The sequence below is a fragment of the Salinibacterium sp. M195 genome (assembly GCF_019443965.1).
Classification (GTDB): Bacteria; Actinomycetota; Actinomycetes; order Actinomycetales; family Microbacteriaceae; genus Rhodoglobus.
The window spans coordinates 2,632,583-2,658,257 of the sequence record NZ_CP040814.1 but is presented as its reverse complement, the minus strand read 5'-3'; the positions used below and the strand labels follow the sequence as shown (position 1 = coordinate 2,658,257).

26 protein-coding genes are annotated in these 25,675 nt (G+C 61.0%); 12 read left to right on the top strand and 14 right to left on the bottom strand.

Annotation, left to right across the window (positions count from 1 at the left end; translation table 11 throughout):
• The first annotated feature begins 4 nt into the window (after positions 1-4).
• Positions 5-1,039, top strand: coding sequence for a GTP 3',8-cyclase MoaA (moaA, locus tag FFT87_RS12715; protein WP_370628583.1), 1,035 nt, complete (start codon positions 5-7; stop codon positions 1,037-1,039).
• Between the two features lies 1 nt (position 1,040).
• Complete coding sequence (locus FFT87_RS12710; protein WP_219949060.1) at positions 1,041-1,286, top strand: MoaD/ThiS family protein; 246 nt, start codon at positions 1,041-1,043, stop codon at positions 1,284-1,286.
• Between the two features lie 9 nt (positions 1,287-1,295).
• Here the strand turns inward: FFT87_RS12710 and FFT87_RS12705 are convergent, their stop codons facing one another.
• Genes FFT87_RS12705 through FFT87_RS12690 form a run of 4 tightly spaced genes read right to left on the bottom strand, consistent with a single transcriptional unit; the run spans position 1,296 to position 3,836 of the window.
• Positions 1,296-1,721 (bottom strand): molybdenum cofactor biosynthesis protein MoaE, encoded by a 426-nt coding sequence (locus FFT87_RS12705; RefSeq protein ID WP_219949059.1) that lies wholly within the window; start codon positions 1,719-1,721, stop codon positions 1,296-1,298.
• Positions 1,722-1,723: 2 nt separating this feature from the next.
• The gene (locus FFT87_RS12700) at positions 1,724-2,905 is read right to left on the bottom strand and encodes a ThiF family adenylyltransferase (RefSeq protein ID WP_219949058.1); all 1,182 of its coding nucleotides are present in this window, start codon (positions 2,903-2,905) and stop codon (positions 1,724-1,726) included.
• Positions 2,902-3,213: a DUF6457 domain-containing protein gene (locus FFT87_RS12695; protein WP_219949057.1), complete on the bottom strand. Its 312-nt coding sequence runs from the start codon at positions 3,211-3,213 to the stop codon at positions 2,902-2,904. The genes FFT87_RS12700 and FFT87_RS12695 overlap by 4 nt, the downstream gene beginning before the upstream one ends.
• On the bottom strand, positions 3,210-3,836 hold the full coding sequence (locus FFT87_RS12690) for a molybdenum cofactor guanylyltransferase (RefSeq protein WP_219949056.1): 627 nt from the start codon (positions 3,834-3,836) through the stop codon (positions 3,210-3,212). The genes FFT87_RS12695 and FFT87_RS12690 overlap by 4 nt, the downstream gene beginning before the upstream one ends.
• Positions 3,837-3,890: 54 nt before the next feature.
• Here FFT87_RS12690 and FFT87_RS12685 point away from each other — a divergent pair, with 54 nt between their 5' ends.
• Positions 3,891-6,221 carry an FdhF/YdeP family oxidoreductase gene (locus tag FFT87_RS12685; protein ID WP_219949055.1) on the top strand — a complete coding sequence of 777 codons (2,331 nt, stop codon included), beginning with the start codon at positions 3,891-3,893 and terminating at the stop codon, positions 6,219-6,221.
• On the opposite strand, the gene FFT87_RS12680 is transcribed toward FFT87_RS12685, so the two are convergent.
• Both FFT87_RS12680 and FFT87_RS12675 read right to left on the bottom strand, forming a co-directional pair.
• Entirely contained in the window at positions 6,218-8,086 is a 1,869-nt protein-coding gene (locus tag FFT87_RS12680) for a threonine/serine exporter ThrE family protein (RefSeq protein ID WP_219949054.1), read from the bottom strand. The genes FFT87_RS12685 and FFT87_RS12680 overlap by 4 nt on opposite strands.
• Before the next feature lie 147 nt (positions 8,087-8,233).
• Entirely contained in the window at positions 8,234-8,845 is a 612-nt protein-coding gene (locus tag FFT87_RS12675) for a TetR/AcrR family transcriptional regulator (RefSeq protein WP_219949053.1), read from the bottom strand.
• 97 nt (positions 8,846-8,942) lie between these two features.
• Here FFT87_RS12675 and FFT87_RS12670 point away from each other — a divergent pair, with 97 nt between their 5' ends.
• The gene (locus tag FFT87_RS12670; protein WP_219949052.1) at positions 8,943-9,335 is read left to right on the top strand and encodes a VOC family protein; all 393 of its coding nucleotides are present in this window, start codon (positions 8,943-8,945) and stop codon (positions 9,333-9,335) included.
• Positions 9,336-9,420: 85 nt separating this feature from the next.
• On the opposite strand, the gene FFT87_RS12665 is transcribed toward FFT87_RS12670, so the two are convergent.
• A complete protein-coding gene (locus tag FFT87_RS12665) occupies positions 9,421-9,732 on the bottom strand; it encodes a hypothetical protein (protein WP_219949051.1) in 312 nt (103 codons plus the stop codon).
• A 111-nt stretch (positions 9,733-9,843) separates the two neighbouring features.
• Here FFT87_RS12665 and nadE point away from each other — a divergent pair, with 111 nt between their 5' ends.
• Entirely contained in the window at positions 9,844-10,668 is an 825-nt protein-coding gene (nadE, locus tag FFT87_RS12660; protein WP_219949050.1) for an ammonia-dependent NAD(+) synthetase, read from the top strand.
• 85 nt (positions 10,669-10,753) lie between these two features.
• On the opposite strand, the gene FFT87_RS12655 is transcribed toward nadE, so the two are convergent.
• Positions 10,754-11,404, bottom strand: coding sequence for a response regulator transcription factor (locus tag FFT87_RS12655; protein ID WP_255559938.1), 651 nt, complete (start codon positions 11,402-11,404; stop codon positions 10,754-10,756).
• Positions 11,405-11,534: 130 nt separating this feature from the next.
• Here FFT87_RS12655 and FFT87_RS14660 point away from each other — a divergent pair, with 130 nt between their 5' ends.
• From FFT87_RS14660 to FFT87_RS12630, 6 genes are all read left to right on the top strand, one after another.
• Positions 11,535-11,657: a hypothetical protein gene (locus FFT87_RS14660; RefSeq protein WP_255559937.1), complete on the top strand. Its 123-nt coding sequence runs from the start codon at positions 11,535-11,537 to the stop codon at positions 11,655-11,657.
• A complete protein-coding gene (locus tag FFT87_RS12650; protein WP_255559936.1) occupies positions 11,650-12,882 on the top strand; it encodes a sensor histidine kinase in 1,233 nt (410 codons plus the stop codon). The genes FFT87_RS14660 and FFT87_RS12650 overlap by 8 nt, the downstream gene beginning before the upstream one ends.
• A 287-nt stretch (positions 12,883-13,169) precedes the next feature.
• On the top strand, positions 13,170-13,877 hold the full coding sequence (locus FFT87_RS12645; RefSeq protein WP_219949048.1) for a hypothetical protein: 708 nt from the start codon (positions 13,170-13,172) through the stop codon (positions 13,875-13,877).
• A gap of 13 nt (positions 13,878-13,890) precedes the next feature.
• Positions 13,891-14,103 carry a hypothetical protein gene (locus FFT87_RS12640; RefSeq protein ID WP_219949047.1) on the top strand — a complete coding sequence of 71 codons (213 nt, stop codon included), beginning with the start codon at positions 13,891-13,893 and terminating at the stop codon, positions 14,101-14,103.
• Positions 14,104-14,285: 182 nt separating this feature from the next.
• A complete protein-coding gene (locus tag FFT87_RS12635; protein WP_255559935.1) occupies positions 14,286-14,963 on the top strand; it encodes an ABC transporter ATP-binding protein in 678 nt (225 codons plus the stop codon).
• A complete protein-coding gene (locus tag FFT87_RS12630) occupies positions 14,963-16,477 on the top strand; it encodes a hypothetical protein (protein ID WP_219949046.1) in 1,515 nt (504 codons plus the stop codon). Before FFT87_RS12635 ends, FFT87_RS12630 begins: the two co-directional genes overlap by 1 nt.
• A gap of 24 nt (positions 16,478-16,501) precedes the next feature.
• On the opposite strand, the gene FFT87_RS12625 is transcribed toward FFT87_RS12630, so the two are convergent.
• From FFT87_RS12625 to FFT87_RS12600, 6 genes are all read right to left on the bottom strand, one after another.
• On the bottom strand, positions 16,502-18,730 hold the full coding sequence (locus FFT87_RS12625) for a S9 family peptidase (protein WP_219949045.1): 2,229 nt from the start codon (positions 18,728-18,730) through the stop codon (positions 16,502-16,504).
• A gap of 68 nt (positions 18,731-18,798) precedes the next feature.
• Entirely contained in the window at positions 18,799-19,542 is a 744-nt protein-coding gene (locus tag FFT87_RS12620; protein ID WP_219949044.1) for a FadR/GntR family transcriptional regulator, read from the bottom strand.
• A complete protein-coding gene (locus FFT87_RS12615; RefSeq protein WP_219949043.1) occupies positions 19,542-20,330 on the bottom strand; it encodes a 3-oxoacyl-ACP reductase in 789 nt (262 codons plus the stop codon). The genes FFT87_RS12620 and FFT87_RS12615 overlap by 1 nt, the downstream gene beginning before the upstream one ends.
• Before the next feature lie 33 nt (positions 20,331-20,363).
• Entirely contained in the window at positions 20,364-21,725 is a 1,362-nt protein-coding gene (locus FFT87_RS12610) for an aldehyde dehydrogenase (RefSeq protein WP_219949042.1), read from the bottom strand.
• A complete protein-coding gene (locus FFT87_RS12605) occupies positions 21,722-22,465 on the bottom strand; it encodes a gamma-glutamyl-gamma-aminobutyrate hydrolase family protein (RefSeq protein WP_219949041.1) in 744 nt (247 codons plus the stop codon). The genes FFT87_RS12610 and FFT87_RS12605 overlap by 4 nt, the downstream gene beginning before the upstream one ends.
• Complete coding sequence (locus tag FFT87_RS12600; RefSeq protein WP_219949040.1) at positions 22,452-23,819, bottom strand: glutamine synthetase family protein; 1,368 nt, start codon at positions 23,817-23,819, stop codon at positions 22,452-22,454. Before FFT87_RS12600 ends, FFT87_RS12605 begins: the two co-directional genes overlap by 14 nt.
• 218 nt (positions 23,820-24,037) lie before the next feature.
• On the opposite strand from FFT87_RS12600, the gene FFT87_RS12595 reads away from it, so the two are divergent.
• Entirely contained in the window at positions 24,038-25,582 is a 1,545-nt protein-coding gene (locus FFT87_RS12595) for an amino acid permease (protein WP_219949039.1), read from the top strand.
• Positions 25,583-25,675: the final 93 nt, after the last annotated feature.

Below are 25,675 nucleotides of genomic sequence, written 5' to 3'. Positions count from 1 at the left end.
TACGTTGATGAGTTCCGTCACTGACGCTCGAGGTAGAGGCCTGCACGACCTCCGCATTTCTGTGACAGATCGCTGCAATTTTCGGTGCGTCTACTGTATGCCGAAGGAGATTTTCGGACGCGATTATGCCTTCATGCCGCGCGAAGAGCTGCTGAGCTTTGAAGAAATCACACGCCTCGCTCGGGTAGCGGCAGCGCATGGTGTGCAGAAAATTCGGTTGACAGGCGGAGAGCCACTGCTTCGCAAGGGGCTTCCCGATCTCGTTGCGATGCTCGCCGAAGTACGCACGCCGGCGGGAGAGGCTCTCGACCTTGCGGTGACCACGAACGGCTCGGCGCTCGGCTTCCTCGCGAAGGATCTCACAAACGCGGGACTGAAACGCGTAACCGTGTCGCTGGACTCCCTCGACGAGGCGACTTTCCAAGCGATGAATGACATCAACTTTCCGGTCCAGAGAATTCTTGACGGTCTCGACGCCGCGCAAGAGGCTGGTCTCGGACCGATCAAAATAAACATGGTCGTCAAGAAGGGGCAAAACGACCACGACGTGGTGTCGATGGCGCGCCACTTCAAGGGAACACCCTTCATCCTTCGTTTTATCGAGTACATGGATGTCGGAACGACGAACGGCTGGCAACTCGGCGAAGTTGTGCCGTCTGCGGAGATCGTCGCGAGGATCAACGCGGAACTTCCTTTGGAAGAGGTCGCCCCGAACTACAGCGGAGAAACGTCGCAGCGGTGGCGGTATCGCGACGGCGGCGGTGAAATCGGAGTGATTTCTAGTGTCACCCAATCGTTCTGCCATTCCTGCTCCCGGGCGCGAATTTCCGTTGATGGAAAGCTATACACCTGCTTGTTTGCCAGCACTGGACACGATCTGCGTGAGCTGATGCGTGATGGATGCTCTGATACTGAACTGTCGGAAGCAATGGCTAACATCTGGAGAGAACGCACCGACCGTTACTCGGAGCTTCGTTCGCTCAACACCGCTCGGGGCACTGGTGCGAAGAAAATCGAAATGTCTTACATTGGGGGCTGAGATGACAGTGCAGGTGCGCTATTTTGCCGCAGCGGCGGAGGCCGCTGGGTGCGAGGCAGAAGAGGTCGATATTGCGACTGACGCTACCCTTGGCGACCTCACCACGACTCTCATCGAGCGCTACGGCGACCTCATGCAACGCGTCGTGGATTCGGGCTCGTTCCTTGTTGACGGTGTTGCGCGCCGTGACCCAGCGCACGCTGTCGGTTCTCGCGTCGACGTGCTCCCGCCCTTTGCCGGGGGATAGCTCGTTGCTTTAGAGCCCCACCCACTCGGTGGTTCCGCTGGCGAGACTTTGGCGTTTCCAGATGGGAACGGTCGACTTGATGCGTTCAACGAGAAGCTCGCACGCATCGAATGCTTCGCGGCGGTGAGCGGCGGAGACGGCAGCGAGGAGCGCGACATCTCCAACTTCGAGCTTGCCGACGCGGTGCGCCGCAGCGATCGACAGACCAGTCTCTGCCGCTACAGTCGCGCAGCACTCAGCGAGGAATCGTTCGGCATCGGGATGAGCTTGATACTCCAACGACTGCACATCACGTCCACCATCGTGGTTGCGCACGACACCCGAGAACATGACAACGGCGCCTGATTGCACAGACTCGACGGCACGCCGAATCGCCGCCTCGTCGATTTCGTCATTGGTGATCACAGCGAAAGTCACAGTTTTGTCATCGCCCATCTTCAGTACCTCGTCATCGTCGGGTCAATAGTGAGCGAATACGCATCGATTCCACCGCTGAGGTGGCGAACGTTAGTGAAACCTGATTCCCGCAGGAGACGCAACGCCCGCTCGCTTCGCACGCCGTGGTGGCAATAAAGCACGACGGGCACGTCAGAACGGATGGCGCCGAGTTCAGTACCGAGTTGACCCAACGGCACCAGCAACGACGGTTCGATCGCGACGATAGCCCGCTCGAAAGGTTCACGTACATCGACCAGCTGAATGGCGGCATCCGCAGAGAGAAGCGCTGCCAATTCGTGGGAGTCGATCGCAATGTCGGTCTCGTTCACAGCACCCGCTGTCTCGCGCTGGGCCGGGGCATTGCAGAAAAGTTCATAGTCAATCAGTTCAGTAATGGGGGCTGAGTCTGGCGTCGTGGAGTATTCGATTTCGCGGAAGCGCCCCGAGAGCGCGTCGTAGCTTGTTACTCGGCCGAGCAATGGTTGGCCAATACCGGTGAGCAGCTTGATAGTTTCTGAGCACATGATCGCCCCGATGGCGGCGCACACTGTGGGGAGCACTCCGCCTTCGGCGCACGAAAGTACGGTATCCGGATGTGGCGGAACGGGGAACAGGTCACGGTACGTCGGGCCGTGACTGGCCCACGCGACACCGGTTTGGCCGCCGTAACGCAAGATTGCTCCCCACACCACGGGGATGCCGACAAGGGCGGCGGCATCATTGACCAGATACCGCGTAGCGAAATTGTCGCTGCCATCGAGGACCAGGTCATAGCCGTGGAACAGGGCGAGAGCGTTGGAAGAGTCGAGGTGAAATTCGTGAAGTCGCACGTCGATATCGGGATTGATCTGCGCGACCGTCTCTGCGACCGACTCGAGTTTGCTGCGGCCGATGTCTGCCACTCCGTGCGCCAGCTGGCGGTGCAAATTTGATAGCTCGACAACATCCGTATCAACAACTCCGAGAGTGCCGATGCCCATTGCTGCCAAAGAGGGGATGGTGGCGCTGCCGAGCCCGCCGGCGCCAATGACGAGTACACGGGAGTTGCCTAACCGGCGTTGAGCTAGCTCTCCAAAGTCAGGATTGGAAAGCTGGCGTGAGTAGCGCACGAGCTGTGCCGCGGTCAGTTGCGCGCCGGGTTCGACCAGTGCCGTCTCGCTAGGAAAGATCTGATCGGTCACAGGATTTTTCCTTTGGGCGGGGGCACGTCAGCTGCCGTTCGTTCTGCGCACGCTTGGGCGATATCGGTCGCTTCCCGCGCCGCTGCTGCGGGGTCGGAGCCACGGGCAACTGCCAAACCCGCAGCGTAGCCGACCAGAAATGTCGTCACGGGTGCTGCGGGTCGGATGATGGCGTGCGCGGCAACCCCGGCGAGGCTCAAAATCTGATCAACACTTTCTGCGCCATGGAATGGGGTGCCTGTGAGTCCTAACTCGTCGCTGAGCTGCTTGCTCCAGTCGTCGAGTCGTTTGCGCTCATCCGAGTTCATTGTGTGCCTTCTTGTGTTTCGCTCTGGGGCTCCGTTGCGCCGAGCCTGGCTGCATCCTCCCACGAGTCGACGTCATCGGTCACGCCAAGTGCTGCCGGCACTGAGAGAAGATTCAGCTGCTCGATCACGGCCCTCATCGAGAGTCCGATGAGCTCAAGATCAGAGAATTGCGAGACCACTTGAGTGAGTTCATGGTGCCGGTAGAGAGCGGCGAGAGGCTGGCGGTAGCCGTGAGGGTCTAGAGAGATCGCGCCATCGATCACCCGAGATGCTGAGTTGAGGGCGGCCACGAGCGCCGGCAGCTGCACCGCGATTCCTGGCATGTCGCAAGCGAGTACGAGCACGCTCTCACTCGTCTGTGATCCGGAAGGCAGCAGTCGCAGGCCTGCCGCGAGGGCAGCAGCGGGGCCGGAGAATGGCGGGTCTTCCTGCACAGCGAGAATCTCATGGCCAGCTATCTCGGGAGCGAGCGGGCCGACGACAACGCAGCTGCGGGACACCCCGAGCGCGGCGATAACCGCCTTCTCGAGAAGGCTCTCGTTGTCGACCAGCAGTGACGCTTTCGGCACGAATCCCAAGCGAGAGGAGCGGCCTCCCGCAAGCACGACAGCATCGATGAGCATCCTACAATTCTAGATCAAGGCCCTAAAGCAGCCTGACTGGGGCAGTATGGAAGCATGCGACGCTCAGCACCTCGAAAAGACATCGATGAGAACGACCTCAAGGTTTCTCCTCCGAAGACTTCTGCGGCTGGGCTTGAAGCGGTAGTGATCGCGCTCGAGCGCGGAGTTGCCCAAGCTGGGGTCACCAGAACCGCCAAGGCCCTGCTCCGGCTCAACCAGGTCAACGGAACAGACTGCCCCGGATGCGCATGGCCTGAATCCATCACCGGCAAGCGTAAGACTGCAGAGTTCTGCGAGAACGGTGCAAAGGCGGTTGCGGAAGAGAATACGAAGCGCACGGTTACTCCTGAGTTCTGGGCGCAGCACTCGATAGCCGACTTGGCCGATAAGACAGAGTATTGGCTGGGCAACCAGGGTCGCATCACGGAGCCGGTAGTAATCCGGCCCGGCGAAACCCACTATTCGGCGATTTCATGGACAGAAGCTTTCGACCTTATCGGCGAACGAATTCGGGCTACCACGCCCGACCGCTGCGTCTTTTACACCTCCGGCCGTACAGCAAACGAGACCGCATTTCTCTACCAGCTCTTTGTGCGTTCGCTCGGAACCAACAACTTGCCCGACTGCTCAAATATGTGTCACGAGTCATCCGGGGCCGCCCTGAACTCGACCATTGGCACGGGCAAAGGCACCGTTTCTCTCGACGATATCGAAGCAGCTGAGCTGATCTTCGTCGTCGGGCAGAACCCGGGGACGAATCACCCGCGAATGCTCTCCGCCCTCAAGGAGTGCAAGGACAACGGCGGCACCATCGTTGCCGTGAACCCCCTGCCAGAGGCTGGGCTCATGCGTTTCAAGGACCCGCAAACTGTTGGCGGGCTCATCGGCGATGGCACAGCGCTCGCCGATCACTTCATGCAGATCAAGGTCGGGGGAGACCTCGCCCTCTTCCAAGCGCTCGGGCATCTCCTGCTTGAGGCCGAAGCGGCCGCGCCTGGCACCGTGCTCGATGCAGAGTTTATCGACGAAGTCACGGACGGTATCGCTGCGTATCGTGCGGCGCGAGCCACCCTTGACTGGGACGAGACGGCAAAAGCCACGGGGCTCACCCGCGAACAAATCACCGAAGTGGCGGGCCTGCTGGCGCGATCGAAGGCAACGATCTTCTGCTGGGCACTAGGCATCACGCAACAGCCGCACTCCGTGGACACGATTCGCGAGATCATCAACCTGTTGCTGCTGCAGGGAAACTTCGGCAAGCCCGGCGCAGGCGCATGCCCGGTGCGAGGACACTCCAATGTGCAGGGTGACCGCACGATGGGAGTCTGGGAACAACCTTTCGGCTGGATGCTCGACGGGCTCGAGAAAGAATTCGGCATTGCTGCTCCGGTCGAGCACGGGTATGACTCGGTGCAGACGGTTAACGCTTTCGCGCAGGGTGACATCGATGTGTTCGTGTCGATGGGCGGAAATTTCGCTCTCGCCAGCCCCGACACCGAGATAATCGAGTCGAGTATGAAGCGCGCTGGACTGACCGTTCATGTGTCAACGAAACCGAACCGCTCCCATGTTGTCCACGGCCAGACCTCGCTCATCTTGCCGACTCTTGGCCGCACCGATGTTGACGACAAGCATCCGGATGGTCGACAAATTCTCTCCGTCGAAGACTCCATGTCGGTGGTTCGCTCGACTCAGGGGCGGCTCACGCCGGTGTCAGACCATCTCCTTGCCGAACCAGTCATTATTGCGAGGATGGCGGAAGCGACGCTGGGCGCGGACCACCCAATCGACTGGAAAGCGATGGCAGACAACTACGACGTCATCCGCGACCACATTTCGCGATTGATTCCCGGTTTCGAAGAGTTCAACCGCCGGGTGCGCGAACGCAATGGCTTCGTTCTTCCGAGCGCACCGCGCGACCGTCGAGCGTTTGTCACCGACATCGGGCGCGGCAAGTTCACGGTCAGCCCGCTCGAATACCTCACGCCTCCTCCTGGGCATCTCACTCTGCAAACGATGCGCAGCCATGACCAGTACAACACCACGTCCTATGGCGTCGATGATCGTTACCGTGGCATCAAGAACGGTCGACGAGTCATCCTTATCCACCCGGATGATCTTGCCGAAGCAGGCTTTGCCGATCGACAACTGGTGGATGTCATCAGCACCTTTGCGGGAGCCGAACGCCGGGCAGATCGCTTCCGTTTGGTCGCGTATCCCAGCGCGCGCGGGTGCGTTGCCGCGTACTTCCCTGAGGCAAATGCCCTCATGCACCGTGAACTATTGGCGCGCGAATCGAACACTCCCGGCTACAAGGCGATGGCAGTGCGTTTCGAAGCGCGGCACGACGACGATGTCGAGGGCGAAGACGACGGCCCGACTTAACCAGTGTTCGGCTGCGTCTGAGTGGGCACCGTTGTCGTGTCTCGCTCCGGGTCGGGCAGCGGCTCAAGAAAGTCAAAAAGGCTGGGTAGTCGGCGGTCGCGGAAAGTGCTTGAGGCAGCGAGCCCGATCAGCACTCCGAGCGCAATAGCGATCATGGTGCCGAGCATCGTGATGAGACTGCTGCTGCTGTCTCCTCCGCCGAGTAGCTCGGTCACGCCGACGAGTCCAAGCGCGCCGGGGACGAGCAACCAAAACGCGGGGAGGAAGCTGACGATCGCCGGAGGCCCGCTGTGGTGTCGTGCAACGAGCACAGCGACGGGGGTCATGGCGATGGCGCCGATGAGGGCCGAAAGTACGCCACCGAACAATACGTCGCCGATCACCTGGGCGCCGTAGGCCACGTAGAGCACGAGCATGATCCACGGGATGGATGCCGGCCGAGCGCACTGATAAACGGTGATTCCGATTCCGAATACGGCCACCGCGATCCACGGGGCGATCGGGCCGAGTGGTTCGCTCGACACATCGAGGTTGATGGCGGGGACTCCCACGAGGGCGCCGGCGGACACAATGCCGACGGCGAGCAGAAGCAGTCGCATGGCGCCGGCGGCTGCTCGGGCAGAACCCGACATGATGTGGCCCGTCGCGAGTTCGATCACCGCGGTCGTGAGTAGTCCGCCGGGCAACAGGATGACCAACGGGGCGATGAGCGAGGGCAGCACTCCGGAGTCAGCAGAAATTCGGGCGACGAGCAGCACGATCAGCGAGGACCCGAGGGCAGCACCCACAATGACGAGCGCCGTGTAGGCGGAGGGGAGACGTTCGCCCAGCAGGAGCAGGGTGCCGACGCCGAGGCCAAGGACCGCAGCCAACAACACGCCAAGCCACGATGATCCCACGAGCACAGAAATCGCTGCCGAAGTGAGCGCGTACGCGAACACTCGGGGAACGGGCGAAAACGGTGCAGGAAGCTCCCGCACTTTTGCGAGCTGGCGTGTGACCCACGCGCTAGAACCGGCACGAACGCGGCCGACCTTCACGACTCGGTCAATCACGTCGACGTGATGGAGCAGATACGACCGTCGGCCCGCCGACACAGCTCGGGTCTGGGCGGAACCGTCGGCATCCAAAGACACCAAAATTGCGGTCGGGAAAACGACGACCTCGGCGGAAGGGTAGCCATTTGCGGCGGCGACATCTTGCACGGCAGAACGAACCATGCTCACCGGGTAGCCGCTGTCGATCATCGCTTCGCCGACATCCGCCATCGAATCAAGAACAACACCAGCGGAGGTGGTCCGATCGCGCAATGGTGCCGCTGGCGCGGTGGTCGGCGCCGTGGGGGAGCGCCGTCGAAGGGCGAACCAGAGCACAAAGAGGCTCGCGGCCAGAACGGCAACGGCGATCAGTAATGACGTGAGCGAAACAGTGGATGTCGCAACGCTCGGCGGAGTCGCCGGCAGCGGTACGACTTCGACCTCATTGACAGACGTCTCGACCGGCGTCGGAGTGGCGCTCGGGGTTGGTCTGATGCTTTCGGACGGAGTCGGACTCGGAGTTGGGGTGGGGGTGAACGACGAGGTTGAGTCTGGGGTTGGGGTGATCGTCGGCGTCGGGCTAGGAGTGGTCGTCGCCGCGGGGGTGTCTGGGGGGCCGGGGTCAATCGCATCCGGATCGTCAACAGCAGTCGGCGCGGTGCTGCGAGACGAGTGGCTCGGCGTGCTGCTTGCCGGTGATGCTGGTGTGGCTGCGTACTGAGGAGACACAGGCGCAGCGGCTGCCGGTGTGGCCAACACGAGTGCACCGGCAGAGCAGGCAGCGACGACAACCACTCGAAAGCTCAGTCGACGCAACGCAGTTCTCATACTCCCGTGTCCTCCGTTGTAGACAAACCGGTGTGTATGAAACGTACGCGGAATAGTCGTCAACAGCGAATGTGGTGGCGCCGACGTTGTTGTGGCGTCGGGTATCTGGCGTCTGGCGTCTGGCGAGTAGCGACGCCCGCCGGTGGACTACCGCCAGGTATCGATGAGCGCGTGGATTGCAGCAAACGCGGAACGGACCTGCTCGGTACCAGCTTGTGAGCGGATGGTGACCTGGAGCCCGAAGAACAACAGCGAGAGCAGCTCGGCTCGCTGAGCGGTGAGGGCATCGTCCTCGGTCGCCTCAGGGAGCGCCAAAGCGGCGAGAGCCGTCATCTGCAGGCGGAGAGCAAGGCTGTTCTCGACGGAGAAGTCTTCGTAACCGGGAGTACTGCCCCGCAATTCGTTCGCGCTCATCACCATGAGACATCCCAGGCTGCCCTCGTCGGTACCGGCGAACTCTTCAAATTTGTCAAAGAAGGTGTGGATGCCGTCGATGCCAGGCCCCGATTCAGCACGCAGTTGGGTGAGCATCGTCATGCGCTCGCTAAGGTAGCGCCGCAGCACGGTCGCGAAGAGTTCTTCTTTGCTGCCGAAGGTGCGGTACAGGCTGGGTTTGTGCACACCGCTGGCTTCCACAATGTCGGTCATTGAGGTATTGCCGTAGCCCTGCTGCCAAAATAGTGCCGTGAGTTGGTTGAGCACGGCCTCTTCGTCAAAGGCTCGAGGGCGGCCAGCGGTTGGTGTTAACGTGGGGCTCATTCATTCACTATACGTTCGCGGCTCGACATTTGGAACCCAGCGGTATCAAAGCGGGTGAGTTCGCTTTCGAACGTTTCTTTGCGGAGGGAAAAGACCGATGATCAGTTCGCTAGACAATGTTGAAGCAATCACGGTGTTCTCAGATGACGTTTCGGCATCTCGGGAGTTCTACACAGCAGTGTTCGCGGCATCCATTCTCTTTGAGGACGAGGTTTCGGTGGCGCTTCGCATCGGCGCCATCGTGATCAACGTGCTGGCGCGAACGGAAGCCCCAGCGCTCGTAGCGCCCGAACCGGTTGCGGAATCGGGAGCGGCGGCATCCGTGATGTTGACCGTGAATGTAGCTGATGTGGATGCAGTCTGCGCTGCTCTTCGTGAGAGTGGCGTCGATCTCGTCAATGGCCCCATCGACCGGCCATGGGGTCGCCGTACTGCAGTGTTTCTCGACCCGTCAGGGCTGCCGTGGGAGATCGCTCAGGAGCTCGCCTAGGCCCGTCCGTTTCGTGTCGAGCTCTGGCATGGTTGGGGCATCCTGTCGATGCCGAGGTCGCATTAGCGAAGACGGCGACGAAGAACTAGTTATCGCGGGTTTCGCTCGATTGCGGGACTGCTTCGGAGCGAAGTGTTCCTGTCGCGGCCGTTCGCTCGATCTTGAGAAGAATGAGCGCACCAACGATGAGCATGGGGCCAAAGAGGCGAGCGATTTGCGCAATCATGTCTACGCCGCTGATGAGACTGTTGACGATTTGCGAGGCGGCTGCGTAGCCGAACGACTGAAGAGCCCCGTAAAGGGCAGGCAGCACCAAAGCACCCAAGATGAAGCTGACGCCGGTGAACGCGAGCCCCACCCACAAAGCGATCTTCGGGCGAAGTAGTTTGTCGATCATCAGGGCTCCTGTGTTTCGTGGACGTAACGGTTTCAGGCTATCCCGTTGAGACTCTGGGCGCTAGGGAAGGTGAGTAATCCTATTGAGGGTTGCCGGGGTTAGATTTAAGGCATGACACCGTTGCAGGCGCGCATTATCTACGACTTGAATACCCAACCCTCGATTGATGCCGCCGAGCAGGTTCGCATGCGCATCGACTTTCTCAAGGAGTACCTCAAGGCGTCGCACGCCAAGGGGCTCGTGTTGGGAATCAGCGGCGGGCAAGATTCTTCGCTTGCTGGGCGACTCTGCCAGCTCGCAGTCGCGGAGCTGCGCGCGGAGGGTGCCGAGGCACAGTTTGTGGCCGTCCGGCTCCCGCACGGGGTGCAGCACGATGAGGACGATGCTCAATTGGCGCTCGACTTTATTGAAGCTGACCGCGAAGTGACCTTCAACATCCAGCGGGCAGTCGACGGCGTTGCCGCTGAATTTGCGGATGCTCTGGGCGAGCCGATTACAGACTTCAACAAGGGCAACGTGAAGGCTCGCGAGCGCATGGTGGCGCAATACGCAATCGCGGGCCAGCTCGGCTACCTGGTGGTCGGAACAGATCATGCAGCCGAAGCGGTTACCGGCTTTTTCACCAAGTTCGGTGATGGCGGCGCTGACGTGCTGCCGCTCACTGCGCTCACCAAACGTCAGGGCAAGCGGCTGCTCGTCGAATTAGGGGCGCCGGAGCGCCTCTACGAAAAGGTGCCGACCGCTGACCTGCTTGACCACACGCCCGGTCAGGCCGACGAAGCCAACCTCGGCGTCACGTATGACCACATCGACGACTACCTCGAGGGCCGCGATGTGCCTGCCGAGGTCGCGGTCGAGATCGAGACCAAGTACCTCAATTCTCGCCACAAGCGCACCGTGCCGGTGTCGATGTATGACGAGTGGTGGACTGAATAGCGGGAGTCGAGGTTTCGCCACGAGGTCAGATACGTCACCGCTGTTGCTGGGTCAGCCGATCAGGGCACGGAGACGCTTCCGCGCCCTAGATGCTGATTAGGCCCAGTTCTGTGGCTCGGAGCACAATCTGGAGCCGGTTCTCAACGTTCCACAGGTGGTTGATGTGGCGGATGTCGGCCTTCACCGTGCCCTCGGCATAGTGCAACGCCTGAGCGATCTCCGCATTCGAGGATCCTTGGGCGATCTGCTCGATGATCTGCTGTTCACGATCACTCAGTGTGGGGGCATCGGACATCTGGCTATCTCCAGCCTCGATCGCCGCCCGCACGAACCTCCCCTGTACTTCGGGTGACACGACTCGGTCGCCGGCGTGGGCGGCGACAATGGCGTCGATGATCTGCTTTGGGGTCGAGTTCTTCACAAGGTAGCCGCACGCTCCAGCCCGCAGAACCTCGAGCGCACGCCACTCGGTAGTGAAGGTCGTCAGCGCAAGAACGCGACACCGCGGGTTCCACTCCAGCACGCGCCGCGTCGCCTCCACGCCGCTCACCTCGCGCATCCTGATATCCATCAGAACCACGTCGGGGTTTGTCATCTCGCATGACTCCGCTACTTCGGAACCATCGGTCGCCTCGCCGACCAGCACGACACGGTCGTCATCCGCAATGAAGGCGCGTAACGCATGCCGCACCAGGGCCTCGTCGTCGACGACGAGAACGCGGACTAGTTCACTCACCTCTGTACGATATCGCGAGTGTGCTTTCCGAACTGTAGCCTTGGGGCCAGGAATCCATGACCAGAGTCGTGCAGCTCGTAGGGTGAACGTAAAACATCTATGGTGTTGATCGCCGTCGGTCAGGGCCCGAATGAAGGAGACCAACGTGGGATTCATCAACATTCACACCATCGGAACATTTGCTCAAGCACTCTCTAGCCCGAACCTCGACCTGGGCGATTGGCTCTGCAAGATGCTGGGAATCTGTGCCTGAATCTCACGCGGCTGCCAGCGGAACTCGAGAATCGGTCTTTTATGCGCGGACCTCCATCGGAGGGATGCTGCGTGCTCGCACGTTCTGGGAGCAACGCCCACTTCACCCTGTCGCTCGTCTTCTCCTGTTGCTGGCAGTAGCTGTGCTCCTGTGCATAGCAATCGGCTTCATCGTCGCGAGCGGCAAATTCACGCGTTTCGACCTTCTCGCGCTCGCGTTCTATCTGGGGTTGAGCGCGTTTGCCTGGCATCCGCTGACCGCTGCGTTTATCGTCATGCTTATCTGCAGCGTCGGCGTCATGTTCACCGGCAGCGGCGGAGATCTCCTCGAGCTCGCAATAGCGCTCTGTCTGGTTGCCGCCACGTGCGTGCCGTGGGTGGTCGTTGCGCATGCCGCGCTGCTGGGAGTGCTGACAACGTACATAGCTGTTTACGAAACCACGCTGACGCAGGGCGGCGTCTTTGGCGTTGTGGGTATCGCCGTGATTGCCCTTTTCGTCGGTCTAGCATTTCGGTTGGTGGCCGCGAGAGAGATGACTCTTCTCGCTGAGCGGGAGCGCGCGGTGAAAGATATTGAGGCGATCGCCCGTGAATCGCAGGAGAGGATCGCCGATGAACTCCACGATGGAATCGCTCATGACCTCACCCTTGTTTTGTTCCATGCGCGTGCGTTGCCGCGGCAGCCGGATGACGCAGCGCGGCAGGTCTCACTCACCACGATTGAACACTCCGCCGAGCAAGCCCTCCACAGCATCCAGTCCTTGCTTTCTTTGATGCGAGACCCGACACCTGAGAGCCCGGAATCCCACTCGACCCGATATGGCGGGAATCTGGTGACGGCGGTATTGGCTCTCGGAAATCTCCTTGAGGATGCCGGAATTTCTACCCACGTCGGTGTGCCGAGCACTCAACATAGCGTCGGGCCGACGAACGAGCAGGTCCTTATCGAGACCGCAATTGAGGCCATCACGAACATCATCAAACACGCGCCTAAGTCGCAGTCGGCGAGCATCGATGTTCACGAGCACGATGATGACGTAGAACTCGTCGTGACGAATGTCGCTCCATCCACTCCGACCAGACATGCCAGCTCCGGTGGCGGTCGAGGCCTCCATCGTGTCCGTCAGCGCCTTTCGCAAAACAACGGGCAGCTTGAAGTGGACAAGACCGCGAACGGTTGGACACTGCGAGCAACAGTGCCAACAATCACGCGTCCGGACAACTGAGAGATTCACGTTTTCCACCGCAAGGTGTCCTTTGGTCAGCGGCCAACATCGAGCCCACTTCTGAAGGGCCACCCACCGTGACGATTCAAGCTCTTCCCTAGCCCTAGGGCTATGCCCACTCGCGATGCCTTGAATTGCAACGAATGGGGTGGTGGTCTTTGCCTATGACCGGCGCATTGGGCGTAGGCCTCAGGAGATCGGAAGTGCGAGTAATGATGTCGAAAGTCCATGTGAGAACGAGATTCACGGGCGGTCTGATGGCCACTGTGTTGGCAGTGGTCCTGACGATGACGCTGAACACGGGCGTCGCCACGGCCGCGATCACCGAAGTTGCGCCGGGTGTGCAGCCACAGGCGCAGGCCACGGAAGAGTGCACGGCGCCATCGGGAAACGTCGAGTCGGCGGGAACTAGCGACGTTCCGGAGATGGTCCAACTTGATGGGGAAGCGTCGGCCGCAGCAGCATCCCTGGTGACAGCACTCGCCCAGGAGGCTGGCATCGTGCCTCAGACCCCAGCAGAGTTTGTGAATCACGAAGGCGCCAAAGTTTACGCTCTCAACGTTGATGGCGTAAATGCTACTTCTGTGACCTTCCCCATCGAGGGCTCGAACTTCGTACAACCGAGCAACGTGTCCTACCTTCTGGATGAAGCTGGTCACCTAAGCCAGTATTCCGAGTCGACTGTCGAGGAGCGTGAGGATGGTCTCATCGAGCTGAACACCTACCGCGATGGGGTAATTATCCACTCCGCAGAGGTCGACCCCAGCACGCTTTCGGCGGGTCAGTTATCCGCAGCGAAGGCGGGCAACTCAACGGCTTGTCTCATGGCTGTGCTTGGCGTGAGCGCGGTCGTCGCAGGTATACTTCTGGTTCTCTGCGGCGGCTCTTGCTCCGTCCCTGTCACGCCGCCTACCGCCGCTATCTGTATTGCCTGCATCGCTGGGTTCGCGACAATCGGCGGCGCATCAATCACCGCGGTCATGGGCTGCTTTTAACGGAGGTTAGAAAATGAAACGTTCTCTTGGTCTATTTCTCGTTTTCTTTATCGTCATGGTCGCTGCTGGCGCAGGGCTGATCTCTCTGATTCCGGCCGCGATCGGACCTAATCCCACAGTGCAGACCTGGATCCTTCCCGTGCTCGGTGCCATTTTCGCGGCTAGTGCCTTCGTCGCGTGGAAAGTCCGGCCGAAGTGGGAAAGAAATGAGTCAACACGGCCCTGAACCGGGCTCAACTAGGTCGACCTCGATGAGGGCAACTACCGTCGCTTGTCGCGGTCGGCATGTCCCATGCCCGTCTCGAACTAATTCTGGCCGCTGTCATAGCGCGCACCTAGTCGCTGTGAGGGGTACGAGTCGGTAATAGTGAGAGCCCTTTCTTCGCCCTGATAACTAGACTGGATTTCATGGGGAAATCTCACGACACTGCTGTGGCTGATTCCGCTGACACGAACTTCGGTGTTCGAGTCGCTTCTCTTGCCGTGCACATCGATGACGTGCGGCTCTTAGAATCAGTGTCGTTCGACATTCCCACAGGCACCGCGGTGGCAATCACGGGTGACAACGGGGCGGGCAAGACCACGCTGCTGCGGGTGCTCGCCGGTCTGATGGCGCCGACCGCGGGAAGCGCGCACGTCGGTGGTCTTCCGGTGGATGAGCGAAGCCCGGCTTTTCGTCGAATGGTGACGGGTCATCTCGGCCACACCTCATTCGCTCGCGATCTCACGCTCGACGAGCAACTGACGATGGTCGGCGTCTCGTGGGGTTCTACGGTCACTTCCGCGAGCGAGCGGGCCACAGCGCTGCTCAACGATTTCGGCCTTACCCACCTGCGAACCCGTTTTGCCCACGAACTTTCATCTGGTCAAACACAAATGTTCTCCTTAGCTCTCGCAATCGCACGGCCCTTCGACGTGCTGCTGCTCGACGAACCAGAGCAACGACTCGATAAGGAGCGCCGAAGCCAAGTTGCCCGCATCTTGAGAAGTCTCGTCGCTGAGGGCACAACGCTGCTATTCGCTTCCCACAATGCGAAACTGATTGACGCCGTGAGCGACCGCACTGTTGCTTTGACACGCTCGTAATGGCATCCGATCCCACGCTTCGGCGCTTGCGGCGACTGCGTCGCGACCGGCCGGCGCAGAGCGAGAATGACCTCAAATACACGATCTATGTGGTCGTGATGGTGATGCTGATCGTCGGTGTGCCAGCTATCCGGATGGCGGTGCTTGGCCTTGCGTCACCCGCCGTCGTGTCGTTGCTGGTGAACGCGGCTTCGCCCGCCGTGCTTGCGGCGGCGACGGGGCTGCTCATCTCGGGGCTGCTCGTGCTCGGGCGGATGCGTGGGCCTGCCCTGATGGATCCCTTTCGCAGCGCTGTTGTCGCGGGCAACCATCTGCCTCGGCGACACACGTTACGACGACCGTTCATCGTCTCGGCAGCTCAACTCGCGGGGCTGCTCGTCATAATTGCTCTTGTGCTGAGCTCTGCGCTCGCAGTAGCGGGAACGACGTCAGCGCTCGCGGTGGTCACGTTCGTGGCGGCGACGGTGCTCGTGGGTATTCTCGCGGCAATCGCCTGGCTCGCCGGGCAAAGTCTTTCGACCCGCACGTCCACGCTGGTCGCTGGAGCGCTCGCGCTGGTTTCACTCGCCTTTGCCGTGATTCCCGCCGGCCTGCTCGTGACCCCGGTGGGATGGTTCGCGCTGCTTTACCCGAGCCCTGAGCTTCCGGCGTGGCCGGCATTTGTCGGGCTCACGATCGCGGTCATTGCTGCTTCGCTCGCGGTGCCTAGCCTGTTGGACGGCATCCGCGGTCCGGAGTTGAGTGCGCAAGCTCGACGCTGGACAAGCGCCGGTACTTTTACGGCCAGCGCCGATTTTGCGGGAGCGCTGGCACAGTTCCGCGCGTTGCCGACGACGGGGCGCCGTTGGCGGGCGGTGCGGAATGGGCCCGTAGCGGTCGTGGTGTTCGTGCGTGACCTTGTTGGCTCCCTCCGCACGCCGGAGCGGTTTATCACGGCGGCGCTTGCGTTTCTCGTTGCCGGCTTCTTGCTGGCGAGCCCGAGTGCTGTTCCCGCCGCTGTTGCGTGGATGCCGGCATTGCTCGGCGGAATCATCGCTTTCCTCGCACTTGGCGTGTGGAGCGATGGGTTTCGGCACGCAGCCGACACCGCGGCCGGCGTACCGCTCTATGGCTTCGGGGTGGCGAAAGAGTTCGCGTTGCACGCGGCTTTTCCGGTGGCGGGCGTGCTCGTCTTTGGGGGAGCAGGTGCACTGGTGGCCAGCGCCGCCGGTGCCTCGCTGGAGAGTGTTCTGCTCGCGATAGTCTTCGCCCTCGTTATCGTCACCGTTCGAATTATGGATGCGACAAAGGGGCAGATGCCGCTGGAGCTTCTCACCCCGATCCCGACTCCCGGCGGCGACCTTTCTGGCGCGCTCGTCGTGCTGTGGCAGGCGGATGCGTTGTTGCTCACCAGCATCCTGAGCGTCGGACTCACCGTGAGTTGGCTCAGCACGCCCGTGCTGTTGGTGCTACTTCCGGTGGCCAGCGCGGTCGTGCTCGCGCTGGCCGGCCATAACCTGAAAACCGCGCGCTGATGCGCAGCGCCCCGGAGCCTGTGATCAGCGCGCCGAGTCGCGCGTCACATCCACCATCCACGCGTAGTTGAAGGCTCGTTCGCGCCAGGCGTCATAGCGGCCGGAGACGCCGCCGTGGCCCGCCGCCATCTCGGTCTTGAGCAGAGCATCCGCCCCCACTTCACGCAGTCGGGCAACCCATTTGGCTGGCTCGACGTAGAGCACGCGGGTGTCATTGAGCGAGGTCACCGCGAGGATGCGCGGGTAGTGGGTGTCGTGCACATTCTCGATGGGGGAGTACGACTTCATGTAGTAGTACACCTCCTCGTTGTGGAGGGGGTCGCCCCACTCATCCCACTCGATGACCGTCAACGGCAGTGAAGGGTCGAGGATCGAGGTGAGCGGGTCCACGAACGGGACGACTGCGAGGATGCCCGAAAACAGTTGTGGAGCCAGGTTCGCGACAGCACCCATAAGCAGGCCGCCAGCGCTTCCGCCCTCAGCAACCAGTCGATCGCTGGAGGTCACGTCGGTGTCGATGAGGTGATGGGCGCACGCCACGAAGTCGGTAAACGTGTTGCGCTTGTGCAACTTCTTGCCGCCTTCGTACCAGGTGCGACCGAGTTCGCCACCACCGCGAACGTGGGCGACGGCGAAGACAATGCCGCGGTCGAGCAGGCTCAGGCGGCCAACAGCGAAGCCGGGGTCGATGCTGATCTCATAGGAGCCGTAGCCGTACAGCACCGTCGGTGCCGGGGTGCCTGGCACCACGAGGTCGTTGCGGTACACGAGTGAGATCGGCACGCGAGTGCCGTCGGAAGCAGTAGCCCACTCCCGACGCTGCGTGTACAGCGCTGGATCAAAGCGGCCGAGCACCGGCTGCTGTTTGCGCATGATGAGCTCGTTGTCATCCACAAGGTAGTCGTAGACAATCGTCGGGGTCACGAAACTGCCGTAGCTGAGACGGATGCTCGGCTGGTTCCACTCGGGGTTGGAGCTGAGGCCCACGGTGAAGAGTTCGTCGTCGAACTTCAGCTCATGGGGAATGTCTTCGTAGCGCCCGCCATGCTTGGGAACGATCGCAATCGCCACGCGAGTGAGGCCTTCGCGGCGGTACTCGATGGCAACAAAGTCCTTGAAGGCATCGACGCCCTCGAGGCGAACGGCTTCGTTGTGGGGGAGGATTACGCGGCGCTCGCCGAGGGGGTCGGCGGCGGCGACGCTCACCAGCTCGAAGTTAATCGCGTCTTTGTTGTGCACAATCAGCAGGCGATCCTGCGTGCCAACGACGACGTGCTCGACGTCATACTCGACGCCCACTTCGCGCGGCCAGACAACCTCGAACTCACCGGTTGGATCGCTCGTGTCGAGCAGTCGCGTCTCGCTCGTCAGGCGCGAGCCCGCCTCGATCGCCAAATACTTGCCACTGCGTGAACGGCCAACGCCCACCCAGAAACTCTCGTCTGGCTCATGAAAGACCTGCACCGCGGATGCCGCAGCCGAGCCCAGCTCGTAGCGCCAGACGGTATCGGGGCGCCACGCATCATCGACCGTCGCATAGAAGACGTATTTGCCTGTGGCATCCAGAAGCGCGCCACCCGCGGTGCCCGGAATTTCGTCAGGAAGGTCATTGGCGGAGCTGAAGCGGATGACGGCGTCAGTGTCGGTGTTGCTCGTATCGCCGCTCGCCGCCGCAGAATCACCGAGCTGGCGCACGCGCAGCGTGTAACGCTCGTCGCCCTCGATGTCGACACCGTAAAGCAGCAGCGTGCCATCGTCGCTGAGCGAGAACGAGCCGAGGCTGAAGAATTCGTGACCCTCGGCTTCGACGTTGTCGTCGAGGAGGATCTGCTCACCGGGAAGCGTGGTGGGAACGGTGGGGACATCCGCAGCAGCATCCGTATCAGTAGCGTCGACAGCAGCAGGCTCGGCAATCGTCGGGGGCGTCCAGTCATCGTCACCTGCAATCGGCGCGCGGCAATGGATCGGGTATTGCTTGCCCTCTTCGGTGCGGCTGAAGTACCACCACTGGCCACGGCGAACAGGCACGCTGAGGTCGGTCTCTTGCGTGCGGGCCTTGATCTCTTCAAAGATCTGCTCCTGCAGCACGCTGAGGTGGCTCGTGCGGGCTGACGTGAAAGCGTTCTCCGAGTGGAGATGCGCGAGGGTGTCTGGGCTCTCTTTGTCGCGCATCCACTCGTAGTTGTCGACGTAGCGGTCGCCATGCTGGAGGCGTTCCGTGGGAACCTTCGCGGCTTCAGGTGGGGTGAGCATGCTTTTAGCGTATGCCGGATTTCTGCGAAGCGGGCGTGACGATGGAGCGGAACGATTACGCGAGGGTGCTATTCGAGGAACCCGCGCAGCAGGAGAGCCGTTCCTGCAAGGTGTTCGCTCATGGCCTGCGCTGCGGCATCCGGACGCCCGGTGAGAATCGCGATCGCGATTTGCTCGTGCTGAGTATTGGAGTGCTCGATGTTGGGGCCGAGAGAGGGGATGTTGTCGAGTAGCTCATTCACGCGCATCCGCACATCGGCAATCAGCGGAGTGAGGGAGGCTGAACCGGCGAGCTCGCCCACCATGAGGTGAAAGCGCGAATCGAGTCGACGGTATTCTTCGTCGCTTGCGGCATTCGCGTTGCTCAGACTCTCCCACAGAAGCTCTCGTTCGGTGGGAGTGAGGGCGCGACCGGCGGCAGCGCGTGCTCCGCCAACCTCAAGGATCTCCCGCAGAGTGAGTGTGTCTTCGATCACTTCGGGAGTCAGTGGGCGTGTTGGCCCCACCGAGTCGCCGGAGGGCGTGCCCGGAATGTGCGTCGGCAGAATGTCGCTGACGAACGTTCCCCCGTAGCGACCGCGTCGAGACACGAGATAGCCAGCGTCGCTGAGGGAGGCGATGGCATCACGAACGGTGTCGCGGCTGACCGAGAGCATCGTCGCGAGTTCCCGTTCGGCGGGCAACCGCTCGCCGGGAGCCACCAAGCCGAGACGAACTGTCTGCAGGAGGCGCTGAACGGTCTCCTCGAATGAGTTGCCTCCGCGCACCGGGCGCAGCAGCAACTCTCCGTGGAGACCGGTCGGCTCATCCATTACAGCGGTGTCGTGTAGGCAGAGCTGATGCCGCCATCAACGATGAACGTCGATGCGGTGATGAATGATGAGTCATCGCTGGCGAGGAACGCAACGGCGGCAGCGAGTTCGTCTGCTTCGGCGAAACGGCCCATCGGGATGTGCACGAGACGACGAGCGGCCCGCTCAGGATCCTTTGCGAAGAGTTCTTGGAGAAGGGGAGTGCTCGTGGGGCCGGGGCAGAGTGCATTGACTCGAATTCCCTCCCGGGCGAACTGCACGCCCAACTCACGGCTCATCGCCAGCACGCCGCCCTTAGAGGCGGTGTACGAAATCTGACTAGTCGCTGATCCCATGATAGCGACGAAGGATGCCGTATTGATGATCGAGCCCTTGCCCTGCTTGACCATATGGCGCAGCGCTGCGCGACAGCAGAGGTAAACCGACTTGAGGTTGACGTCTTGAACTTTTTCCCACGCTGGCAACTCGGTGGTGACAATCGAGTCATCTTCTGGCGGTGAAATTCCGGCGTTGTTGAACGCGATGTCGACCGACCCGTAGGTGCTGGCCGTGGTGTCGAAAAGCGCGTTCACCTGCGCCTCATCCGTCACATTGACCTTGATGAAGTGCCCGCCAACGAGTTCGGCCGCCGCGAGGCCCGTCGTTTCGTCCATGTCGGCGATCACCACAGTGGCGCCCTCGGCGGCGAAACGTCGTGCAGTGGCGAGGCCAATTCCGCTCGCGCCGCCGGTGATGACGGCAACTTTGCCAGCGAGGCGTTGCGTGAGGTCAAGAGGGGTGATGGTCATTCGGTGCTCCTTGAGTGGGAAGGGGTGAGTTTGCTAGTCGACGGCGATGAAGACGTTCTTGGTCTCCGTGAAGTTCAGCGGCGCATCCGGGCCAAGTTCGCGACCAAGACCGGATTGTTTGAAGCCACCGAACGGGGTTGAATACCGCACAGACGAGTGCGAATTGACAGACAAGTTGCCGGCCTCGACGCCACGAGATACACGAATTGCCCGGCTGCCATCCCGCGTCCAGATGGAGCCAGACAGCCCGTATTCAGAGTCGTTGGCCAGTTGCACCGCATCGGCCTCGTCGTCGAACGGGAGCACGGTCACGACGGGGCCGAATATCTCGTCGGTGACGCAGCGGTCGTTGCGTGATTCAGGGGTGAGCACAGTGGGTGCAAACCAATATCCCGGGCCATCTGGCGCGGTTCCCCGGAACGCAACAGGCGCATCCGCGGGCACATACGACTGCACCGAAGCCAAGTGCTTCGCCGAAACGAGCGGTCCCATCTCGGTAGCTTCGTCAGCAGGGTCGCCAACGCGCACGCCAGCAACGGCAGGTTCGAGAAGTTCCATGAAACGGTCATAGGCACTGCGTTCGACCAAGATGCGACTGCGCGCGCAGCAGTCCTGGCCAGCGTTCTCGAAGACTCCGTACGGTGCCGCGGCAGCCGCCTTCTCGAGATCAGCATCGGCGAACACGATGTTGGCGCTCTTGCCGCCAAGCTCGAGCGTGACCCGTTTTACCTGAGCCGCGCATCCGGCCATGATCTGCTTACCGACCGCAGTCGACCCCGTGAAGACGATCTTGCGCACGGTGGGGTTCGTGACGAAGCGCTCGCCGACGACAGAACCCTTGCCGGGCAGAACTTGTAACAATCCCTCGGGAAGACCGGCTTCGAGAGCCAATTCCCCCAGTCGGATGCTCGTCAACGGTGTCCATTCAGCGGGCTTCAGCACCACAGCGTTACCCGCCGCGAGTGCTGGCGCGAAGCCCCACGCGGCGATCGTCATCGGAAAGTTCCACGGCGTAATGACCCCGACGACACCGAGAGGTTCGTGAAAAGTGATGTTGATGCCGCCAGCGACGGGAATCTGCTGGCCGAACATCCGCTCAGGGGCTGCAGCGTAATAGTTGAGAACGTCGCGAACGTGACCGGCTTCCCAGCGGGCCTGCGAGATGGGATGCCCGGAGTTGCTGACCTCGAGCGCTGCAAGGTTTTCGAGGTCGCTATCTACCGTCTGAGCGAACCGTCGCAGCATCAGCGACTTGTCGGCGGGGGAGACTCGAGCCCACGATTTTTGCGCAACAGCCGCCCGGGCGATCGCCTCATCCGTGGCTTCGATATCGAGCAGATCGACAGTGCCGATCTCGGTCTCGTTCGTAGGGTTGATAACGGTATAGGTGCTCACGCGAGAGCCTTTCGGTAGTGGCGGGCCGCTTCCACGAGCCCTTCGAACAATCGGATGTCTTCTGGCGCTGCTTCGGGATGCCATTGCACGGCAACCGCGAAGGTCGCAGACGGTAGCTCTACAGCTTCGATGACGCCGTCACTGGTGCGGGCCGTGACAACAAGCCCGTCGGCGAGGCGGTCAATGGCCTGGTGGTGGTAGACGGGCACGAGCAGGGGGTCGGGTTCGCCACCCAGCATCTCGCGGGTGAGCAGATTACCCTCAAGCTCGACGGGCATCTGAGTGAAAATTCCGCCACCGGCTTGATATTTTGTATGGCCAACAACGTCGGGCAAGTGCTGGTGCAGGGTGCCGCCAAGGCCGACATTGAGCACTTGGGCACCACGGCAAATGCCGAGAAACGGCAGGTCGGCGTCGAGGGCTTGGCTCAACAACTCGGCCTCCCACGCATCACGGTCGAGTCGCGGATCATCGGTGGTGGGGTGCGGTTCTTGGCCGTAGCGTTCAGGATTGAAGTCTTTGCCTCCGGTGATGATGAGTCCATCGAGCCCCTGAAGCACCCGGCGGGCAATTTCTGGGCTGACCGGCTGCGGTGGAAGCAACACCGCGATGCCGCCAGCACGAGTGACCGCCTCGAAGTACGCCTTGGGCAGGAACGCCGCCGGAACATCCCACACGCCGGTTTGCGCTTGTTCGAGGTAGGTGGTCAGGCCGATAACAGGCCGATCAGAGACGCTCAAAACCACGCACCTTTTCCCAATCGGTTACCGCAGAGTCGTAGGCCGCCAGTTCGATGGCGGCGTAGTTGAGGTAGTGGTCGACCACTTCATCGCCAAAGGCATCCCGGGCGAAGGTGGATGCCGCGAAGAGTTCCGTGGCTTCCCGCAGCGATGCCGGTACTCGGGCGACGTCACTCGTGTAGGCGTTTCCCTCGAAGGCATCATCGAGTTCAAGTTCGTTGTCGATTCCGTAGAGACCGGCCGCAATGAGGGCGCTGACCGCCAAGTACTGATTGACATCGCCGCCGGGCACGCGGTTCTCGACACGCATCCCGTGTCCTTGGCCGACGACGCGTAGCGCACAGGTGCGGTTATCGAGGCCCCAGGCCAGCGCCGTGGGAGCAAAACTTCCGGGGACGTAGCGCTTGTAGGAATTGATGTTGGGGGCAGAGAACAGGGTGAGTTCGCGCATGACCGCGAGTTGACCGGCAATAAAATGACGGAACATTTTTGACATTCCGTGTTCGGCATCCTTGTCGGCAAAGACTGCAGTGCCGTCGGTTCCCCGCAGGCTGATGTGGATGTGGCAGCTGTTGCCTTCCTTCTCGTTGTACTTGGCCATGAAGGTCAGGCTCTTGCCGTGGGCATCGGCGATTTCTTTCGCGCCGTTCTTGTAGATGGAGTGGTTGTCGCACGTATCTAGCGCGGAAGCGTAGCGGAACCCAATCTCCTGCTGGCCAGGGTTGCATTCGCCCTTGACACCTTCGCAGTACATTCCCGCGCCATCCATGCCGTTACGGATGTCGCGCAGCAGCGGCTCCATTCGCGTGGATGCCAGCACGTTGTAGTCGATGTTGTAATCGGTGGCGGCGGAAAGCTCGCGGTAGCCCTTTTTCCATGCCTCGCGATAGCTGTCATCGAAGACGATGAATTCAAGTTCGGTGGCGACGTAGGTATCGAGCCCGCGCTCGGCGAGGCGGTCGAGTTGGGCTTTGAGAATTTGGCGAGGGGAGGTGGCGACGGGTGACTCGTCGTGCCACTGGAGATCGGCGGTGACGAGCGCGGTGGCCACAAGCCAAGGGGCGCGGCGCAGCGTGCCCAGATCGGGCACCATGACCATGTCGCCGTACCCGCGCGACCAGCTCGACATGGCGTAGCCCTCAACAGTATTCATGTCGACATCGACGGCGAGTAGATAGTTGCAACACTCAGCACCGTGAGCCGCGGCATCCTCGAGGAAGAGTCTCGCCGAGAGTCGTTTTCCCACCAGTCGCCCCTGCATGTCGGTGAACGCCACGAGCACTGTGTCGATTGCGCCACTAGCGACATCGGCTGCGAGTTCTTCGAGCGTGAGGTTTCCGGAGTGGGTGATCATAAACTTCTCCTCATTGAGCGAGTCAAATGGTGCACTTTCCAACCATTAGAACACACATCACGTGGTGATGTCCGCAAAGTTTTACCGCCAACGCGGGAAATTTCTGTTGATTATGGGTAGTCAACAACCATTGATCGCCGTATAGTCATCGCAAGGATTCTCACAGAGTTGTGTGCCCGACCCCTCGTTGCACGCAACCAGAGCGCAAAGGAAACAGGATGTCCAAAGACACACTGAACGTCTCCGGGGTGAAATATACGACGGCCGCGGCCGGGTATTTTGAAAAACGCACCCTCAAACGCACGGCGGGCATCTGGGGTCTCTGGGGCCTAGCGGTTGCGGCCGTTATCTCGGGGGACTTCTCCGGCTGGAATTTCGGTATTGAGTATGCCGGCTTCGGCGGAATGCTCATCGCCTTCGCGCTTCTGATCTTCATGTACTACGGAATGATTTTCAGCATCGGTGAGATGGCATCGGCAATGCCTCATACTGGCGGCGCGTACTCCTTCGCCCGCGCGGCGATGGGCCCGTGGGGCGGTTTTGTCACCGGTCTTGCCGAGACGATCGAATATGTTGCAACGACAGCGGTCATCGTCTACTTCTCCGCTGGCTACGCGGATGGCATCACTAGCGAGTTGCTCGGTTTCTCGCTTCCGGCACCCGTCTGGTGGCTGATCCTCTACGCCGTGTTTATCGGGCTCAACTCCGCCGGCGCTGCCATCTCTTTCAGATTCGCGATTATCGTTGCCGTTCTGGCAATTGTGATCCTTCTTGTTTTCTCAGTGATGGCCGCATTCTCCGGACTATTCAGTTGGGACAATCTCTTCAATATCGCTCCCGACCCCGGCCAGTCATCGTTCCTGCCTCACGGTATTATTCCGATCCTGTTTGCCCTCCCGTATGCGATGTGGTTCTTCCTCGGTATCGAGGAGCTCCCGCTTGCGGCCGAAGAAGCGCACAACCCAGTTCGAGACATCCCGAAAGCCGGTTTGATCGCACGTACCACCCTGATCGTTACCGGTCTCTTGGTGCTCTTCCTCAACACGGGAATCGTTGGCGCTTCCGAAATCTCAGGGGCCGGGGAACCATTGCTCGATGGCTTCCGCGCCATGGTTGGCAACCAGGCAGCAGCAGTTCTCGCACTGTTCGCCCTCGTGGGGCTCCTCGCATCGCTGCAGGGCATCATGTTCGCCTATGGGCGCAATATGTACTCGCTGTCCCGCGCCGGCTACTACCCGAAGTTCCTGTCGCTCACGGGTAAGCGTCAAACTCCCGCTGTTGCTCTGCTCGTGGGGGCGATCATCGGCTATGTCGCGCTCGTGCTGGTCAACTCGCTAGGCGGAGAAGACGGAGTAGCGGGCGCAATTGTGCTCAACATCGCGGTGTGGGGTGCGGTAATTGCGTACGTACTCCAGATGGTCTCGTTCTTGATTCTTCGCAAGAAGTACCCGAATGCCAGTCGGCCGTATCGCAGTCCTTGGGGAGTGCCTGGTGCGATCATCGGTGGGGTCCTTTCAGTCGCTATCTTCTTAGGATTCTTTATCAACGAGGCTGCGCGTCCGGCGATTGCCGCAATCGCGGTCGTGTACATCGTCATGCTCGTCATCTTTGCCCTCTACGGTCGCAAGCGTCTCGTGCTTTCGCCTGAGGAGGAGTACGCAATTTCTGGTGGTCTCCACGGGGACCCACAGAAGGAGGGCTACGGGGGCTCTGTTGAGGAAGAGCTTCTCGCGACCGATGGTCGTGACGAGTCTCGAAGCTAGTGAGCCAGCGCTGTTCCCGCCGAGCGCCCTCGTGGCCTCGGCGGGAACAGCGTTCTGCGGCTGTCAACATCGTCACTGAGTGCGATCATGGAA